Below are 15411 nucleotides of genomic sequence, written 5' to 3' on the forward strand. Positions count from 1 at the left end.
AATATCCCTTTCGTGTTAGCTGCGGCCATTACCGAATTCTGACTGGAGGGGATATATGAAGCTGGTTACGGTGGTAATCAAACCATTCAAACTCGAAGACGTGCGTGAAGCGCTGTCTTCCATGGGTATTCAGGGACTGACTGTCACCGAAGTGAAAGGCTTTGGGCGTCAGAAAGGTCATGCCGAGCTTTATCGCGGGGCGGAATACAGCGTTAACTTCCTGCCAAAAGTGAAGATTGATGTGGCGATTGCCGACGATCAGCTTGATGAGGTGATTGATGTCGTCAGCAAAGCAGCCTACACCGGAAAAATTGGCGACGGCAAAATTTTCGTTGCCGAACTACAGCGCGTCATTCGCATCCGTACCGGCGAATCTGACGAAGCGGCGTTGTAAGTAACTCCTGGCACACAGTGATAGGGATCGAGAAAATGAAGAAAGCAACAATGAAAACAGGTCTGGGTTCGCTGGCACTGCTGCCGGGCCTGGCAATGGCTGCACCTGCTGTGGCAGACAAAGCCGATAACGCCTTTATGATGATTTGCACCGCGCTGGTGCTGTTCATGACGATTCCGGGGATCGCGCTGTTTTACGGCGGCCTGATCCGCGGCAAGAACGTACTCTCCATGCTGACGCAGGTTGCCGTCACGTTCGCGCTGGTGTGTGTGCTGTGGGTGGTTTACGGTTACTCGCTGGCCTTCGGGGAGGGCAACGCCTTCTTCGGCAACGTTAACTGGGCGATGCTGAAAAATATCGAACTGACCGCGGTGATGGGCAGTTTTTATCAGTATATTCATGTCGCGTTCCAGGGCTCATTCGCCTGCATCACCGTGGGGCTGATTGTGGGCGCGCTGGCTGAGCGTATCCGCTTCTCTGCGGTACTGATTTTCGTGGTGGTCTGGCTGACGCTCTCCTATATCCCGATTGCGCATATGGTCTGGGGAGGTGGTCTGTTGGCTTCCCATGGCGCGCTGGACTTTGCGGGCGGTACCGTTGTGCACATCAACGCCGCGGTAGCAGGTCTGGTAGGCGCATACCTGATTGGTAAGCGCGTGGGCTTCGGGAAGGAAGCATTTAAGCCGCACAATCTGCCGATGGTCTTTACCGGCACCGCCATCCTCTATTTTGGCTGGTTCGGCTTCAACGCAGGTTCAGCCAGCGCCGCTAACGAAATCGCCGCGCTGGCCTTCGTGAATACCGTTGTGGCAACCGCCGGCGCTATCCTCTCATGGGTATTTGGCGAGTGGGCCGTTCGCGGCAAGCCATCGCTGCTGGGTGCCTGTTCCGGGGCTATTGCCGGTCTGGTAGGTATTACACCAGCGTGCGGTTACGTGGGCGTGGGCGGTGCGCTGCTGATCGGTATCGTCGCAGGACTGGCGGGGCTGTGGGGCGTTACCGCACTGAAACGTGTTCTGCGCGTTGACGATCCGTGTGATGTATTCGGCGTACACGGTGTGTGCGGCATCGTCGGCTGTATCATGACCGGTATCTTTGCTGCCCAATCTCTGGGCGGTGTGGGTTACGCAGAAGGCGTGACCATGATGCATCAGGTGCTGGTACAGCTGGAAAGCATCGCGATCACCGTTGTCTGGTCCGGTGTTGTGGCCTTTATCGGTTACAAGCTGGCTGATATGACCGTTGGGCTGCGCGTGCCGGAAGAGCAGGAGCGCGAAGGCCTGGACGTCAACAGCCACGGCGAGAATGCCTATAACGCATAATTTGAGTGCCTTGCCGGGCGGCGGCTTCGCCTTACCCGGCCTGAAAAAGCACAATTCGCAGGCCCGGTGAGCGCAGCGCCACCGGGCTTTTTACATCACCCGCGATTACGCATCACACCTTCCTGCACGGTAGAAGCCACCAGCACGCCATCCTGAGTGTAAAACTCCCCGCGTACAAAGCCGCGCGCGCTGGACGCAGAGGTACTTTCCACGCTGTAAAGCAGCCATTCATTCATATCGAATGGACGGTGGAACCACATGGAATGGTCAATTGTGGCTACCTGCATCCCTTTTTCGAGGAAGCCCACACCGTGCGGCTGTAGCGCAACCGGCAGGAAGTTGAAATCCGACGCATACCCCAGCAGGTACTGATGCACGCGTAAATCTGCGGGTACGCTGCCGTTGGCGCGGATCCACACCTGACGGGCGGGCTCAGCGGTATGCCCCTTCATTGGGTTATGAAATTCGACCGGGCGGATCTCCAGCGGTTTATCGCACAGGAACTTCTCTTTTACCTGCGGCGGCAGCAGATGCGCGAGAGCGCGGGCAATTTCGGTTTCCGATTTCAGATCGTCCGGCGACGGGGCAGACGGCATCTTTTTTTGATGCTCATAGCCCGGCTCTGGCGCCTGGAACGAGGCGGTCATGTAGAAGATGGGTTTGCCATGCTGGATGGCCGCCACGCGACGGGCGCTGAAGCTTTGACCGTCACGCAGAACTTCCACGTCGTAAACAATCGGTTTAGCACTGTCACCGGGGCGTAAAAAGTAGCTGTGAAACGAGTGCACCAGACGGTCTGCCGGGACGGTCTCCTTGGCGGCATACAGCGCTTGCCCCACGACCTGGCCGCCAAAAACCTGGCGTAAGCCTAAATCTTCGCTCTGTCCGCGAAATAGCCCTTCTTCTATTTTTTCCAGGTTCAGTAATGTCAGCAGATTGTTCAGTGCCTGACTCATAGTGGTCCTCAATAAACGCCGTGGCGAAAGATACGCTGAGTATAACCCAGAAATGAAAGTGGTCCGATGGGTAGAATAATCTTAATATCCGGACGAAATTAGGCATAAATCCGTGATTTGTGCCACACTTGTATTCGTTATGTGAATAAAACGACATCAGATGGGATCGATCCCGCTGGTGCATTGATGATAAGGAGACTTCAATGAAACTCGTGCCTATGCTCAGTGGTGTAGCAATTGCGGTAGCGTTGTCCGCCTGTGCTGGTAAGAGTGCCGATGTACCGGTGCCAACAGCAAACGCAAACGGGATTAACACCCTTTCACAGCAAGCTATTCAGCAGCCAAATGTTTCCGGTACGATCTGGATCAAACAGAAGGTTGCGCTGCCGCCGGATGCGGTTTTAACGGTCACGCTGTCTGATGCTTCCCTGGCGGATGCGCCGTCCAAAGTGCTTGCGCAGCGCGCGGTTCGTACAGAGGGTAAACAGGCGCCGTTCAGCTTTGTGCTGCCGTACAACCCGTCTGACGTGCAACCCAATGCGCGTATCCTCCTGAGCGCGGCGGTAACGATCAACGATAAGCTGGTCTTTATCACCGATACCGTGCAGGAAGCGGTCAACAAAGGCGGCACCAAAATCGACCTGACCCTGGTACCGGTGCAGCAAACTGAAGTACCTGTTGCAACGCAGAACAATCAGCCGACTCTGCCTACACCGCCAACACAGCTGTAATTCTCTTTCGCCCTCTCCATGTTGACGGGAGAGGGCGTCAGTACTCCCAGCGATACTTCTGCATATCAATTTGTCCTGCCCCGGACACCTGCACCCCTTCTGAAAGTAAAGCCTGACGCTGGCGCTGCAAGTCTGGCCCGGTGAGGGAAATGGCGCCATGGCGATTGACGACCCGGTGCCACGGTAACGTGCTTCCTTCCGGTAGCCTCCTCAGCACGCCGCCTACCTGACGCGCCGCGCGCGGAGAACCCGCCAGCCGGGCGACTTCCCCATAGGTCGTGACACAGCCTTCCGGGATCGAGGCTACGATTTGCCACACTCGCTGTGGGAAAGTGTCATGTTCGTCCATTGTTTCTCCTGCGGGAAATCAGCGAAGGGTAATGTTATACGAAGATAAAGAAGATTGTCGGGGCAGTTTGCGCAATAATCCAGCATCCGGTTGCCAGCGGCTTGCAATTGAGGTGCTCCGCAGGGATAATGCGCCAGCGCGTTGGTTATCAACGCTCTCAATGGGGGCTCTGTTGGTTCTCCCGCAACGCTACTCTGTTCACCAGGTCAGGTCCGGAAGGAAGCAGCCAGGGCAGACGACGTGGGTGCCGGGATGTAGCTGGCAGGGCCCCCACCCATTTGAGCTCCTCTCCAGTCGTTCCCCTGAATAAACCTTCTAAATTATGTGACTATTGTATTTTTTGTAATGCAACCTTCATTTAACTGAAATAATAATGTCATAAACCTGTAATAATAGACTGTCATTTTATTTTTCGATGCCTTTATTCTGCCATAAGCTAAAAAATATATATCTGGATAACAAACTTATCTTCGTGTATTAAATTAAACACGTGTTCCGAAAGGATGTGACAATCATGGTTACTGCGGTTTTAAACGTTAAAATTGATGAAGCGCTAAAAGAAAGACTTCGCCACTATGCGGAAGACAATAATGAGAATTTAAGCGTGACCACAGAGAAACTGCTGCTGCTGGCATTTGAAGCAGTAGAAGAGGCGGGAGTATCGGAAGAGGATGTTGATAATCAGCATACGGAAGAAGAGAGCGTAACTCCATTTACTCCTAAAGAAATCAAAGCACTACGTAAACTTCTGAAGAAGAGAAAATGAAACAACAACTATCGACTGCCAGTGACTACAACGAGGCCTGCAATCTGTTACGTTCCGGCTACGTGAAACATGTTCGTCTTGGCTGGAATGTAGGAAGTGATGAGTTCTTTCGTATTGCGTCTGACTGGTGTGATACCGGTGCAAAAATAAAGAAAGAAGGGGGTAATTTCATTATTTCGCTGAAAGGCTTCCCGATTCCACCTCAACATTAAGTTGTTCTTCATGAAAACTGCTGACTGCATGCGATACAGTCAGCAGTTTTTATTGTTTCTGGCGAATAATTTACACCAGGCTCCGTTTTACTGGCGCTACACTTTTATTTAATGCACACCACAGCGGTTTGATCCGCAATAATGCCTCTTCAAGTTCTGGTGAACTGAGTGAGAAGGGCATACGCAGGTAGCGGTCAAACGCGCCTGATATTCCAAAACGCGTGCCGGTGCCCATAATGATGCCTGTCGTTTCGGCGCGTGCCGCCAGCTGTGTCGCCAGCATGCCGGGTAATTCAATCCAGTATGAAAGCCCTCCCTCCGCTTCCTGAAACCGCCATTCGGGGAAATGTTCCCGCAGCATCTGGCCGCAGCGGTCGCGCCGTTCTGCCAGCATTTGCCGCCGGGCAGGCAGGAAGGTTGCACTGTTTTCGATAAGCCACAGCGTGGCCAGCTGTTCCAGCACCGGAGAGCCCAGATCCAGCGTGTCGCGCGTTTGCGCGAGGGTGGCGATAGTGCGTGACGAGGCGCGGATCCAGCCGAGACGCAGCCCACCCCAAAAGCTTTTGCCTGCGGAACCCAGCGTCATCACCGTGGCCTCCGGGTTAAAGGCGGCCAGCGGCGGCGGCGGGGGAGCATCGAACCAGAGATCGACCATGGTTTCATCCACCACCAGCGTGGTGCGGGTCTGCGCGGCGATGTCGGTTATGGTCTGGCGCGTCACGGCATCCATGCAACGTCCGGTCGGATTATGAAAATCCGGCATCAGATAGGCCAGACGCGGGGCGGTCTGGGCAAGCGTTGCGGCAAAACCATCGGTATCCCAGCCCGTTTCAGGCAGCGAGACGCCCACGGGCCGGCATAGCGCCCCCTCAATAGCGGCTATCGCCAGCGGGTAGGTGGGATGATCCACCACCACGCGATCCCCGGGACCGGTCATCATTCTTAAGATCAGGGCGAAGCCGCTGACGGCGCCGTTCACCACCATCACTTCGTCTGCCCGGGTGGGCAGACCCCGTGCGGTGTAGCGGGCGGCGATAGCTTCACGCAACGCCGGAAGCCCAAGCTGATCGTACCCGGTCAGCGCCAGATTCGGCGTGATGGCCGTCGGCGCGTGGGCGTAGGCCTGGTGGATCTCTGGCCCCGCGTTGAGCGCGGCGGTTGAGAGATCCAGCGCCGCGCTGGCAGTAGAAAGCGTGGGCACGGCGCGGCTGTCTGGCAGGATCGCCCGCGAACCGCTGCCGTGACGGCTCTCCAGATAACCCTCTTCCCGCAGATGCGCCAGCGCGCTGCTGATGGTGGTGCGGCTTACGCTCAGAGCGGCGGCCAGTTCCCGCTCTCCGGGCAGGCGCGTGTTTAACGCCAGCCTGCCATCCAGAATTAACAGGCGTAACGCGTCAGCCAGCTGGCGCCACAGCGGGGTGCGGGAAGAGGCTTGCTGCCAGTGCCCTAACAGGCGTACCAGAGACTGGCTTCCAAAACGACGTGATGACATGTGCAGTCCACTATTTGAAAACTGGACATTAATCATAGTGCCATTTTCACCGAAGATGGAACCTGGTTCTTCGGAGAAGAGAAAATGGTACGTCGTCTGGTACAACTTTATGTCGGTTTAGGCCTGTACGGGCTTTCAACCGCGATGTTTATTCGTTCGGATCTGGGTGTCGACCCGTGGGATGTCTTTCACCTTGGCGTCGCCATCCAGACCGGGATGAGCATCGGCACGGTGATTATTTTAACCGGGGCCGCGGTGCTGCTGCTGTGGATCCCGCTGCGTCAGCTGCCGGGACTGGGTACTATCAGTAATGTGATTTGTATTGGTCTGGCGGCCGATGCGTCAATGGCGCTGATCCCTGAGCTCACCTCGCTGCCCGTGCGCATCACCCTGCTGGTTTCCGGCATTGTGGTTAACGCCCTTGCCACCGGGATGTATATCGGCGCGGGTTTTGGCGCAGGCCCGCGCGACGGTCTGATGACCGGCATACATGCCCGGCTGGGCTGGTCGATCCGCAGCGTGCGTACCGCGATCGAGGTGACCGTGTTGATCGTCGGCTACCTCCTCGGGGGAGCGTTTGGCGTTGGAACCGTACTGTATGCATTAACCATCGGCCCGCTGATCCAGCTCTGTTTGCCGTGGTTTCGTCAGGGACCGCGCATTCAGAAAGCCGCGCGGCCGGAGCGGATTGTTTAATTTTGCGAAGCGCTCACAGGCTATGATGGCGTAACTGTGTCAGAATAGAGACTTCTCTTTTTACGACGCCAGAATGTATGAAAGCGATCACTCTTTATGACGTTGCCCGCGTGGCGGGCGTTTCCTATCAGACCGTTTCCCGGGTGATTAACGACGCAGAACACGTTTCTGCCCGTACGCGGGAAAAGGTCCGGCAGGCCATGGCGGCGCTACACTATGTGCCTAACCGTGGCGCGCAGCAGCTGGCCGGGAAACGTACCCGCACGCTGGGGCTGATGACCAGCGATCTGGCGCTGCATGCGCCGTCGCAAATCGCCTCAGCTGTAAAATCCCGGGCAGTGGAGCAGGGGGCTAGCGTACTCATCTCCATGGTGGAGCAACCCGCGCAGTGTCAGGCTGCTTTGCAGGAATTACTGGCGCAGCGCGTGGAGGCGCTGCTGGTGAACGTTCCGCTGGAAGATGCACAGGCAGAAATGCTTCAGGAAATGGCCTCGCCGACCCCGGTTCTTTTTCTCGATGTTTCCCCCACAGCTCGGGTTAACAGCCTTGTTTTCAATGCCGAACAGGGCGCTGGCCTGGGGGCAGAGCATCTGCTTTCGCTGGGGCACCAGCGAATTGCGCTGCTCGCCGGGCCGGAAAGTTCTGTCTCTGCCCGGGCTCGTCTGGCGGGATGGAAAACCACGCTGGCCCGGGCCGGCGTGGAGGCGTTTGCGGTGGCGCAGGGCGACTGGAGCGCGGCCTCGGGCTATGAGAAAGGGCATCAGCTCCTGGCGGGCGCGCAGCTGCCGGAGGCGATCCTCGTCGCTAACGATCAGATGGCGCTTGGCGTTTTACGCGCCTGTGCGGAAAAAGGCGTTGCGGTACCGGGGCAGATCTCGGTTGTCGGGTTTGATGATACGGCTGACAGCGCGTGGTTTTCACCTCCGCTCACCACCGTTCGGCAGGCGTTCCGCGAGGCCGGTGAGCGCAGCGTGGAGTGGCTGATGGCACCTGACCATCACGACGAATGCTGGCAGGAACAACTTCCCGTTACGTTGATAGTACGTCATTCCACCGCGCCGCGCGCCGCACAGCAGGCCGATCGTGAAGATCTGGCGCAACAGCTCAGAACGCTGGCGCTGCTGGCGGAGAAACTGGCGCGCAGCTAGCACTTTTGTGATCGTGTTCGCCTGGTGACGATCAAAGTCTTTACCGCCACCGTTTACCAGGGCATGTTGGCTGAAATTGTGAGCGCTTCGCAAAGAGGTTGATATGTCTTCTACATTGCCGCTGACCCTCAGCGCACTTCTGGCGCGTCGTGACTGGGAAAACCCGGGCGTGACGCAGTGGAATCGTCTGGCTACACACGCGCCTTTTCATAGCTGGCGCGATGAAACCTTCGCCCGCGAGGATAAACTTTCGCTAAGCAAGCGTCTGCTTAACGGCGTCTGGCGATTCAGCTTTTTCCCGGCGCCAGAGCAGGTTCCCGAGGCATGGATAACGGACGATCTGGCTGACGCCGTTGGGATGCCCGTGCCGTCGAACTGGCAGATGGAGGGATTTGACACTCCCATCTATACCAACGTCACCTATCCGATAAATGTGAACCCGCCGTATGTTCCGGCTGAAAACCCAACTGGTTGTTACTCGCTCACATTTGAGATGAATGACGCCTGGCTGTGCAGCGGGCAAACCCGCATTATTTTTGACGGGGTGAATTCAGCTTTTCATCTGTGGTGTAACGGCCAGTGGGTGGGCTATTCGCAGGACAGCCGTCTGCCTGCGGAGTTCGATCTTAGCGCGGTGCTGCGACCGGGGCAGAACCGTCTGGCGGTGATGGTGTTACGCTGGTGCGACGGAAGCTACCTGGAAGATCAGGACATGTGGCGGATGAGCGGCATTTTCCGTGACGTCTCGCTGCTGCACAAGCCGGAAACGCGAATTGCCGATTATCAGATCGTGACCGATCTGAATGCCGAATGCGATCGGGCGATACTCCGGGCTGACGTTGCGCTGGAAGGCTCACGCTACGCCGAATGCGAGGTGGCGTTTACCCTGTGGCGTAACGACGAAGCCTGCGCGCAAACCACGCAGCAGCCCGGATCGGCCATCGTGGACGAACGCGGCAGTTGGGCAGAACGGCTCACGGTGGCGATCCCCGTGAACGCTCCCGCGCTGTGGAGCGCTGAAACACCGGAATGCTATCGGCTGACAATGTCGCTTCGGGATGCGCAGGGTAACGTGCTGGAGACTGAAGCCTGCGATGTCGGTTTCAGACGCGTCGAAATCAGCAACGGCCTGCTGAAGCTTAACGGCAAACCGCTGCTTATCCGCGGCGTGAACCGTCACGAACATCATCCTGAGAAGGGGCAGGTGATGGATGAGGCGACCATGCGCCGCGACATCGAACTGATGAAGCAGCATAACTTCAACGCCGTGCGCTGCTCGCATTATCCGAACCATCCTCTGTGGTACACGCTTTGCGATCGCTACGGCCTGTACGTGGTCGATGAGGCGAATATTGAAACCCACGGCATGGTGCCGATGAGCCGCCTGGCGGACGATCCGCGCTGGTTGCCTGCCATGAGCGAACGCGTAACGCGTATGGTGCAGCGGGACCGGAATCATCCGTCCATCATCATCTGGTCCCTGGGGAATGAGTCCGGGCATGGGGCGAATCACGATGCGCTGTACCGCTGGCTGAAAACCGCCGATCCCACGCGGCCGGTGCAGTACGAAGGCGGTGGCGCCAGTACGGCCGCTACCGATATTGTCTGCCCGATGTATGCCCGCGTCGATCAGGATCAGCCATTCCCGGCGGTGCCAAAGTGGTCGATTAAAAAGTGGATCGGCATGCCGGACGAAACCCGTCCGCTGATCCTGTGCGAGTATGCCCACGCGATGGGCAACAGCTTTGGCGGCTTTGCCAGCTACTGGCAGGCATTCCGCAGCCATCCCCGGTTGCAGGGCGGGTTTGTCTGGGACTGGGTCGATCAGGCGCTGACGAAAAAAGCGGAAGACGGCACGGCATACTGGGCCTACGGCGGCGATTTTGGCGATAAGCCCAACGACCGTCAGTTCTGCCTCAACGGGCTGGTGTTTCCCGATCGCACTCCGCACCCCGCCCTTTACGAGGCGCAGCGTGCCCAGCAGTTCTTTACCTTTACGCTGGTGAGCACCGTTCCGCTGGTCGTCGATATCCAGAGCGATTATCTGTTCCGTCATATTGACAACGAGCATCTGCGATGGTCAGTGGCGCGTGACGGTGCGGTATTGGCTTCCGGCGAAACCCCCCTTTCTGTTGCGCCTCAGGAGACGCAGCGCGTTGAGATCCCGCTGCCTGAGCTTGATGCTGAGCCGGGCGAGGTCTGGCTCAACGTGGAGATCGTTCAGCCGCATGCCACGCCGTGGTCGCCGCCCGGCCACCGTTGTGCCTGGGATCAGTGGCCGCTCCCGGCTCCGCTGTACCTTGCGCCACCGAAAGCAGGCGGAACCCCTCCGCAGCTAACGGTGCAGGACGAAGCGCTGGACATTACTCATCAGCAGCAGCGCTGGCAGTTTAGCCGTCTCACCGGAAACCTGACCCAGTGGTGGAACGAGGGCGCTGAAACGCTCCGTTCCCCGCTAACGGATAACTTCACCCGCGCGCCGCTGGACAATGACAATGGCGTCAGCGAGGCGACCCGCATCGATCCGAACGCGTGGGTGGAACGCTGGAAAGCGGCGGGGATGTATGAGATGTCCTCGCGCCTCCTCCAGTGTGAAGCGGAGCAGCATGCCCGTGAGGTGGTGGTGACCACGCAGCACGTCTGGGAACATCAGGGAAAAGCGCTTTTTATCAGCTGCAAGCTCTGGCGGATTGATGACCACGGGGTGCTGCACGGTGATGTGCAGGTGACGGTGGCGTCTGACATTCCTGAGCCCGCTCGCGTGGGCCTGAGCGTTATGCTGGCGGATATCCCGGAAACGGTGCGCTGGCTGGGGCTAGGCCCGCTGGAGAACTATCCGGACAGAAAACTGGCGGCGCAGCAGGGGCGTTGGGCGTTACCGCTGGAAGAGATGCAGACGCCGTATATCTTCCCGACGGAGAACGGTTTGCGCTGCGACACCCGCGAGCTGACGTTTGGCTCCCATCAGTTGCAGGGACAGTTCCATTTCTCCCTGAGCCGTTATAGCCAGCGGCAGCTGCATGAGACAACGCATCAGCATTTGCTGCGGGAAGAGGCTGGCTGCTGGTTGAATCTTGATGCGTTTCACATGGGCGTAGGGGGGGACGACTCATGGAGCCCGAGCGTAGCCCCGGCCTTCATTCTGCAAAACCGCCGGCTGCGCTACACGTTTAGCTGGCAGCAGAACGGCTGAGCCGACACGTGCGGCCACTGCCGTGGCCGCAATGCTTATCTCAGGATCCCGCTTGCGCCGTGAATGCTCATATAAATCCCGACTACCGCGATCAGTGCCGCTGAGATCCACGGCGCCTTGCGCGAAAAGGCGCTAAAGCCGGGCCAGCGCTTCGCCGCATGTTTCATGCTTAATGCGGCAATTGCGCCAGAGGCGACGAGAGTGAGCGCCAGTCCGATACTGAAACTGAACACCAGCGTGGCGCCGAGCGCGAAATGTTTCAGTTGCAGGCAGATCAGCAGCACCGTAATGGAGGCCGGACAGGGGATAAGCCCACCGATCAGGCCGAATAGCGCGATTTGCCCGGTGGTGACCTCTTTACCGTTGAAGCGTCGGTTAATGTCCTGGGCGTGTGCGCGCTGGTGGGCATCCTGCCACTCCTCTTCAACCAGAGGAGACATGTGGTCGTGATGATGCGCGTGGTCGTGATGATCATGATGGTGATGATGATCATCATGGTGGTGATGCGGCTGGCTCTCATGCCAGGTTCGCCACGCCATCCACAGGGCGATCAACACGATCAGAACCCCGGAAATCAACTGAAACCAGGGCTCAGAAGTATCTGCATCCCATCCCCGACCAAACCATAAACCCGCCATCGCAATGATCCAGACGACCGCCGTATGAGACAGCGTTGCGGACAACCCAAGCAACACAGCCTGTTTCAGCGTACCGCGGATCGCCACAATGAAAGCCGCCATCATTGTTTTTGAATGGCCTGGCTCAAGGCCATGGAGCGCGCCAAGCAGGATGGCGCTGGGGACAAACAGCCAGGCGTTACCCTGCTGTAGAAGAGAAGAAAAATCGTTCATTGAACATTCCGGGGTGGAAAACATGCCGAGAATACTACTCCCCCCCAGTAGTATAATACTACCCCCCAGTAGAAAAATACCCAGGGGGAGTAGAGCGTGATATGCTTTTTACGCCACCAAAGAGGAGCTAAGCGATGTCACACACAGTTCGTGATAAAAAGAAGTTATTGACCCGCCTGAAAAAAATACAGGGGCAAAGCGCTGCGCTGGAAAAAATGCTCAACAGCGATCATGAATGCGCCGAGGTGTTACAGCAGCTGGCGGCGATCAGGGGCGCGGTAAACGGCATGATGATGCAAGTAATTGAGGGACATTTAACCGATCACGTGGTGAAAGAGCCAGAGGAAGCGCAGCGCGAGGCCGATCTCGGGGTCGTGATGCAGGTGATCAAATCGTACCTTAAGTAATGTGCTTCTCCAGGTTGTGCCCGGCCCAGAGAATGAAATCCTCTTTAGGCAGTGCCTTGCTGAAATACCAGCCCTGGCCGTACTGCACGCCGTGGCGATGCAACCATTCAATCTGCCCTTCAGTTTCAATGCCTTCTGCGACCATCGCCAGTTTAAGCGATTTGGCCATTTCGATGATGTGGGGAGTCACGTTCTTGTACTCCAGCGCATCCACAAAGGATTTATCAATCTTCAGGGTATCAACATCCAGATCCTGCAAATAGCTCAGGCTGGAGTAACCCGTACCAAAATCATCAATGTAGATAGCGTGCCCGGCGCGGCGAAACGCAGCGATGGCAGGCACGCTGACGGCGGGATCGGCAAAGCCGCGCTCGGTCAATTCAAGGGCGATCTGGCGCGGGTGGACGCCCCATTTGTTGAGCAACTGACTCAGCTGGCGAGGCAGCTCGGGGGACGTTAAATCGGATGGCGCAAGGTTGACAGAAATGTGCAGTTCCGGGTGATGATGCAGCCAGGCGCCTAAATCCTCAAACACCTTATTCACCACCAGCTGCGTCAGCGTTGAAATAAGCCCCGTCTGCTCAGCCAGCGGCACAAAGAGATTGGGCGACAGGTGACTGCCATCTGGCTGCGGCCAGCGCATCAGCGCTTCAGCACCCACCAGTTTTCCACTGCACAGCGCCACGATGGGCTGATAGTAAACTTCGATCTCCCGGTTGTTGATCGCGTCGATCAGGCGGTTACGCGGGGATAACAAACGGCGGAGGATGCGCAGGACAATAAGGGCAGCAGCCAGGCTTAGCAAGATGCCAGCCGGTAGCCAGATGATCAGCTGCTGGTGCCAGGATTCCGCCAGCGGTTTTAACGACGCCCACGCGATCACCGTAAACCCCAGTTCGGGTACAGGTTTCAACACGTACATCGAGCCGTTGTATTGTACGCGCGTAACGTCCTGCTGCTCCTTAACGACAGAAAGAATATACGGGTCGACAATATTGCTTCTGGCAAATATCCGATGGGTTTCACTGCCCACCAGGGCGGCATCCATCGAAATTTCACCAAACGGGACAACATCCACAAGTGAGGCAGGATCAACCATCACCAGATAATGTCCTTTCCCCAGAACGGCCATATAGCGGTGAATGCCGAGGTCGTTTTGCGAGGTGAGCCACGCGCTATACCTGTCTGCGGTGATCCGCATCGGGGGCGGTAAGATCGCCGTATTACTGGATTGTTCAAGGGATGAGCAGAGCGGCTTCAGGTTATCGATATACATCACTTCCTGAATATAGCGCCAGGAGAACGCGACCCGGCGCATTTCGCGTAAATGCGGGGGAGTGCAGGGTGGGGCGTGGAATGTCTGTAGGTGCGTGAGCGCCTGTTTTGCCTGCGCAACGACTCTGTCGGTACGGATCAGGACGCGCGAGGCATAGCTGTCCAGAGCTTCCACAAATTTATCCTCTGCCTGACGATGCGCCAGCCAGATACTGAGGCACACAGGGACCAGCACAGAGAAGATCAGTATGCCTGTTACCAGGCTGACCAGATGTCGGGTTCGCATGCTGCTTTATCCTTTCCATATGCCCACCTTGGGCCTGGAGTTTGCGCGCCAGAAGAAAAAGTTTTTTATCGCTAAATGATATAGTTATAGCATGTGACAGTCTCAGGCAGGTATCTGAATCAACCTTTCAAAAACAGGCTGTGCGTGACAGGGGTTGTTTTTGCAGTAAAGCTCAGATAGTATTTTGTTATGTTATAACAATACATGAAGGCCAGAGATGAAACCGAATATCCATCCAACCTATCGCACCGTTGTGTTTCACGACACCACGGCGAATGAATACTTTAAAGTCGGCTCAACGATTAAGACAGACCGTGAAATTGAGCTTGAAGGGAAAACGTATCCCTACGTTACCCTTGATGTCTCCTCTAAATCACATCCGTTTTATACCGGGAAGCAGAAGACCTTCTCGACGGATGGCAGCGCGGCACGCTTCCGCAAGCGTTTTGGCGGCTTTCTTGATGCGAAGCGAGGCTAATCATGCAGGTGCTGAACTCATTGCGCAGTGCAAAACAGCGTCACCCGGATTGCCAGATAGTCAAACGCAAGGGACGCTTATACGTGATTTGCAAATCTAACCCGCGCTTTAAGGCGGTGCAGGGACGTAAAAAAAGACGCTAGACGCGCGTCTCTCGCCAGCTTTCCAGGGATCTTTTCTGTTTGCCATCGGCGGTAAAATTGTCGGTGGCAAGCCAGCTTTCAAACGCGCTCGCCAGCGCTGGCCACTCTTTGTCGAGAATTGAAAACCAGTCGGTGTCCCGGTTTCGGCCTTTAATGACCAGCGCCTGGCGAAAACGCCCTTCAAACTGAAAGCCCAGACGCAGAGCCGCTTTGCGGGATGGTTCGTTCAGGCTGTTGCACTTCCATTCATAACGCCGGTAGCCCAGGGTATCGAACACGTACCGCATCAGCAGATACTGCGCTTCTGTCGACATGGGCGTCCGGCTTAACAGTGACGAGAAGTGAACATGTCCCACTTCCACAACGCCGTTTTTAGGATCGATCCGCATCAGGGACAGCGTCCCGACAGGAGACTGGGTCTGGTTATCGATAACGGTAAAGTGGATGGGATCGGCTAATTCGCTCACGCTCGCCACCCATTCGGCAAACTCCTCTGCGGTGGCATCTGGTTCACGCAGCAGCCACGTCCAGCTTCGGGTATCTCCGGCCAGGGAATACGCAGAGAACAACGCCGGGGCATGCTCCACGCGCAGCGGCTCAAGCCGACAATAGCGACCCTGAAGTATCACCCGGGACGGGTGCGGGCGAGGCTGCCAGTCGAAAAGGCTTTCGCCTACAGGTTGTCCAAACTCATTGAATGTATTCATCTTTA

The 15411-nt window shown here is 56.8% G+C and carries 17 protein-coding genes and 1 other RNA gene; 12 read left to right on the forward strand and 6 right to left on the reverse strand.

Features of this window, described 5'->3' with window-relative positions; translation table 11 throughout:
• Positions 1 to 55: 55 nt before the first annotated feature.
• Both glnK and amtB read left to right on the forward strand, forming a co-directional pair.
• Positions 56 to 394 carry a P-II family nitrogen regulator gene (gene glnK, locus SK50_RS07490; protein ID WP_006809867.1) on the forward strand — a complete coding sequence of 113 codons (339 nt, stop codon included), beginning with the start codon at positions 56 to 58 and terminating at the stop codon, positions 392 to 394.
• Positions 395 to 429: 35 nt separating this feature from the next.
• Complete coding sequence (gene amtB / locus SK50_RS07495; RefSeq protein ID WP_015571265.1) at positions 430 to 1716, forward strand: ammonium transporter AmtB; 1287 nt, start codon at positions 430 to 432, stop codon at positions 1714 to 1716.
• A 95-nt stretch (positions 1717 to 1811) separates the two neighbouring features.
• On the opposite strand, the gene tesB is transcribed toward amtB, so the two are convergent.
• The gene (tesB, locus tag SK50_RS07500) at positions 1812 to 2672 is read right to left on the reverse strand and encodes an acyl-CoA thioesterase II (protein WP_015571264.1); all 861 of its coding nucleotides are present in this window, start codon (positions 2670 to 2672) and stop codon (positions 1812 to 1814) included.
• 203 nt (positions 2673 to 2875) lie between these two features.
• Here tesB and SK50_RS07505 point away from each other — a divergent pair, with 203 nt between their 5' ends.
• Complete coding sequence (locus SK50_RS07505; RefSeq protein WP_045344594.1) at positions 2876 to 3403, forward strand: YbaY family lipoprotein; 528 nt, start codon at positions 2876 to 2878, stop codon at positions 3401 to 3403.
• 37 nt (positions 3404 to 3440) lie between these two features.
• On the opposite strand, the gene SK50_RS07510 is transcribed toward SK50_RS07505, so the two are convergent.
• The gene (locus SK50_RS07510) at positions 3441 to 3752 is read right to left on the reverse strand and encodes an MGMT family protein (protein ID WP_003859016.1); all 312 of its coding nucleotides are present in this window, start codon (positions 3750 to 3752) and stop codon (positions 3441 to 3443) included.
• 170 nt (positions 3753 to 3922) lie between these two features.
• Here SK50_RS07510 and ffs point away from each other — a divergent pair.
• From ffs to SK50_RS07520, 3 genes are all read left to right on the forward strand, one after another.
• Positions 3923 to 4019: signal recognition particle sRNA small type (ffs, locus tag SK50_RS23115), an RNA gene on the forward strand.
• 247 nt (positions 4020 to 4266) lie between these two features.
• Entirely contained in the window at positions 4267 to 4518 is a 252-nt protein-coding gene (locus SK50_RS07515) for a hypothetical protein (RefSeq protein WP_006809862.1), read from the forward strand.
• Complete coding sequence (locus SK50_RS07520; protein WP_023303197.1) at positions 4515 to 4730, forward strand: hypothetical protein; 216 nt, start codon at positions 4515 to 4517, stop codon at positions 4728 to 4730. The genes SK50_RS07515 and SK50_RS07520 overlap by 4 nt, the downstream gene beginning before the upstream one ends.
• 70 nt (positions 4731 to 4800) lie before the next feature.
• Here the strand turns inward: SK50_RS07520 and SK50_RS07525 are convergent, their stop codons facing one another.
• Positions 4801 to 6222, reverse strand: coding sequence for a MocR-like transcription factor YczR (locus SK50_RS07525; RefSeq protein WP_048229261.1), 1422 nt, complete (start codon positions 6220 to 6222; stop codon positions 4801 to 4803).
• 84 nt (positions 6223 to 6306) lie between these two features.
• Between SK50_RS07525 and SK50_RS07530 the strand changes: the two genes are divergently transcribed.
• From SK50_RS07530 to SK50_RS07540, 3 genes are all read left to right on the forward strand, one after another.
• Entirely contained in the window at positions 6307 to 6918 is a 612-nt protein-coding gene (locus SK50_RS07530) for a membrane protein YczE (RefSeq protein WP_015571261.1), read from the forward strand.
• 77 nt (positions 6919 to 6995) lie between these two features.
• Entirely contained in the window at positions 6996 to 8066 is a 1071-nt protein-coding gene (locus SK50_RS07535) for a LacI family DNA-binding transcriptional regulator (protein WP_015571260.1), read from the forward strand.
• Positions 8067 to 8169: 103 nt separating this feature from the next.
• On the forward strand, positions 8170 to 11259 hold the full coding sequence (locus SK50_RS07540) for a beta-galactosidase (protein WP_045344592.1): 3090 nt from the start codon (positions 8170 to 8172) through the stop codon (positions 11257 to 11259).
• Positions 11260 to 11294: 35 nt separating this feature from the next.
• Here SK50_RS07540 and SK50_RS07545 read toward each other — a convergent pair whose 3' ends face one another.
• The gene (locus SK50_RS07545; protein ID WP_048229263.1) at positions 11295 to 12110 is read right to left on the reverse strand and encodes a nickel/cobalt efflux protein RcnA; all 816 of its coding nucleotides are present in this window, start codon (positions 12108 to 12110) and stop codon (positions 11295 to 11297) included.
• Positions 12111 to 12244: 134 nt separating this feature from the next.
• On the opposite strand from SK50_RS07545, the gene SK50_RS07550 reads away from it, so the two are divergent.
• Positions 12245 to 12517 (forward strand): metal-sensing transcriptional repressor, encoded by a 273-nt coding sequence (locus SK50_RS07550; RefSeq protein ID WP_015571258.1) that lies wholly within the window; start codon positions 12245 to 12247, stop codon positions 12515 to 12517.
• Here SK50_RS07550 and SK50_RS07555 read toward each other — a convergent pair.
• A complete protein-coding gene (locus tag SK50_RS07555; RefSeq protein WP_048229264.1) occupies positions 12510 to 14078 on the reverse strand; it encodes an EAL domain-containing protein in 1569 nt (522 codons plus the stop codon). The genes SK50_RS07550 and SK50_RS07555 overlap by 8 nt on opposite strands.
• Before the next feature lie 217 nt (positions 14079 to 14295).
• Here SK50_RS07555 and SK50_RS07560 point away from each other — a divergent pair, with 217 nt between their 5' ends.
• Positions 14296 to 14556 (forward strand): type B 50S ribosomal protein L31, encoded by a 261-nt coding sequence (locus tag SK50_RS07560; protein ID WP_015571255.1) that lies wholly within the window; start codon positions 14296 to 14298, stop codon positions 14554 to 14556.
• A 2-nt stretch (positions 14557 to 14558) separates the two neighbouring features.
• Positions 14559 to 14699, forward strand: a complete 141-nt coding sequence (gene ykgO / locus SK50_RS07565) for a type B 50S ribosomal protein L36 (RefSeq protein ID WP_003859006.1) — start codon at positions 14559 to 14561, stop codon at positions 14697 to 14699.
• Here the strand turns inward: ykgO and SK50_RS07570 are convergent.
• Positions 14696 to 15406 carry a GNAT family N-acetyltransferase gene (locus tag SK50_RS07570; RefSeq protein ID WP_045344589.1) on the reverse strand — a complete coding sequence of 237 codons (711 nt, stop codon included), beginning with the start codon at positions 15404 to 15406 and terminating at the stop codon, positions 14696 to 14698. The two genes, ykgO and SK50_RS07570, sit on opposite strands and share 4 nt — an antisense overlap.
• Between the last annotated feature and the right edge of the window lie 5 nt (positions 15407 to 15411).

The sequence above is a fragment of the Enterobacter sp. BWH64 genome, assembly GCF_001037645.1.
GTDB classification, from domain to species: Bacteria; Pseudomonadota; Gammaproteobacteria; order Enterobacterales; family Enterobacteriaceae; genus Enterobacter; species Enterobacter hormaechei_C.

What these genes read in the sequence shown, in the direction of transcription:
- SK50_RS07550 (WP_015571258.1), top strand. Translation starts at nt 12,245, where the DNA reads ATGTCACACACAGTTCGTGATAAAAAGAAGTTATTGACCCGCCTGAAA.
- SK50_RS07560 (WP_015571255.1), top strand. Translation starts at nt 14,296, where the DNA reads ATGAAACCGAATATCCATCCAACCTATCGCACCGTTGTGTTTCACGAC.
- SK50_RS07570 (WP_045344589.1), bottom strand. Translation starts at nt 15,406, where the DNA reads ATGAATACATTCAATGAGTTTGGACAACCTGTAGGCGAAAGCCTTTTC.
- SK50_RS07535 (WP_015571260.1), top strand. Translation starts at nt 6,996, where the DNA reads ATGAAAGCGATCACTCTTTATGACGTTGCCCGCGTGGCGGGCGTTTCC.
- SK50_RS07520 (WP_023303197.1), top strand. Translation starts at nt 4,515, where the DNA reads ATGAAACAACAACTATCGACTGCCAGTGACTACAACGAGGCCTGCAAT.
- ykgO (WP_003859006.1), top strand. Translation starts at nt 14,559, where the DNA reads ATGCAGGTGCTGAACTCATTGCGCAGTGCAAAACAGCGTCACCCGGAT.
- SK50_RS07515 (WP_006809862.1), top strand. Translation starts at nt 4,267, where the DNA reads ATGGTTACTGCGGTTTTAAACGTTAAAATTGATGAAGCGCTAAAAGAA.
- SK50_RS07545 (WP_048229263.1), bottom strand. Translation starts at nt 12,110, where the DNA reads ATGAACGATTTTTCTTCTCTTCTACAGCAGGGTAACGCCTGGCTGTTT.
- SK50_RS07530 (WP_015571261.1), top strand. Translation starts at nt 6,307, where the DNA reads ATGGTACGTCGTCTGGTACAACTTTATGTCGGTTTAGGCCTGTACGGG.
- SK50_RS07510 (WP_003859016.1), bottom strand. Translation starts at nt 3,752, where the DNA reads ATGGACGAACATGACACTTTCCCACAGCGAGTGTGGCAAATCGTAGCC.
- glnK (WP_006809867.1), top strand. Translation starts at nt 56, where the DNA reads ATGAAGCTGGTTACGGTGGTAATCAAACCATTCAAACTCGAAGACGTG.
- tesB (WP_015571264.1), bottom strand. Translation starts at nt 2,672, where the DNA reads ATGAGTCAGGCACTGAACAATCTGCTGACATTACTGAACCTGGAAAAA.
- SK50_RS07505 (WP_045344594.1), top strand. Translation starts at nt 2,876, where the DNA reads ATGAAACTCGTGCCTATGCTCAGTGGTGTAGCAATTGCGGTAGCGTTG.
- SK50_RS07525 (WP_048229261.1), bottom strand. Translation starts at nt 6,222, where the DNA reads ATGTCATCACGTCGTTTTGGAAGCCAGTCTCTGGTACGCCTGTTAGGG.
- amtB (WP_015571265.1), top strand. Translation starts at nt 430, where the DNA reads ATGAAGAAAGCAACAATGAAAACAGGTCTGGGTTCGCTGGCACTGCTG.
- SK50_RS07555 (WP_048229264.1), bottom strand. Translation starts at nt 14,078, where the DNA reads ATGCGAACCCGACATCTGGTCAGCCTGGTAACAGGCATACTGATCTTC.
- SK50_RS07540 (WP_045344592.1), top strand. Translation starts at nt 8,170, where the DNA reads ATGTCTTCTACATTGCCGCTGACCCTCAGCGCACTTCTGGCGCGTCGT.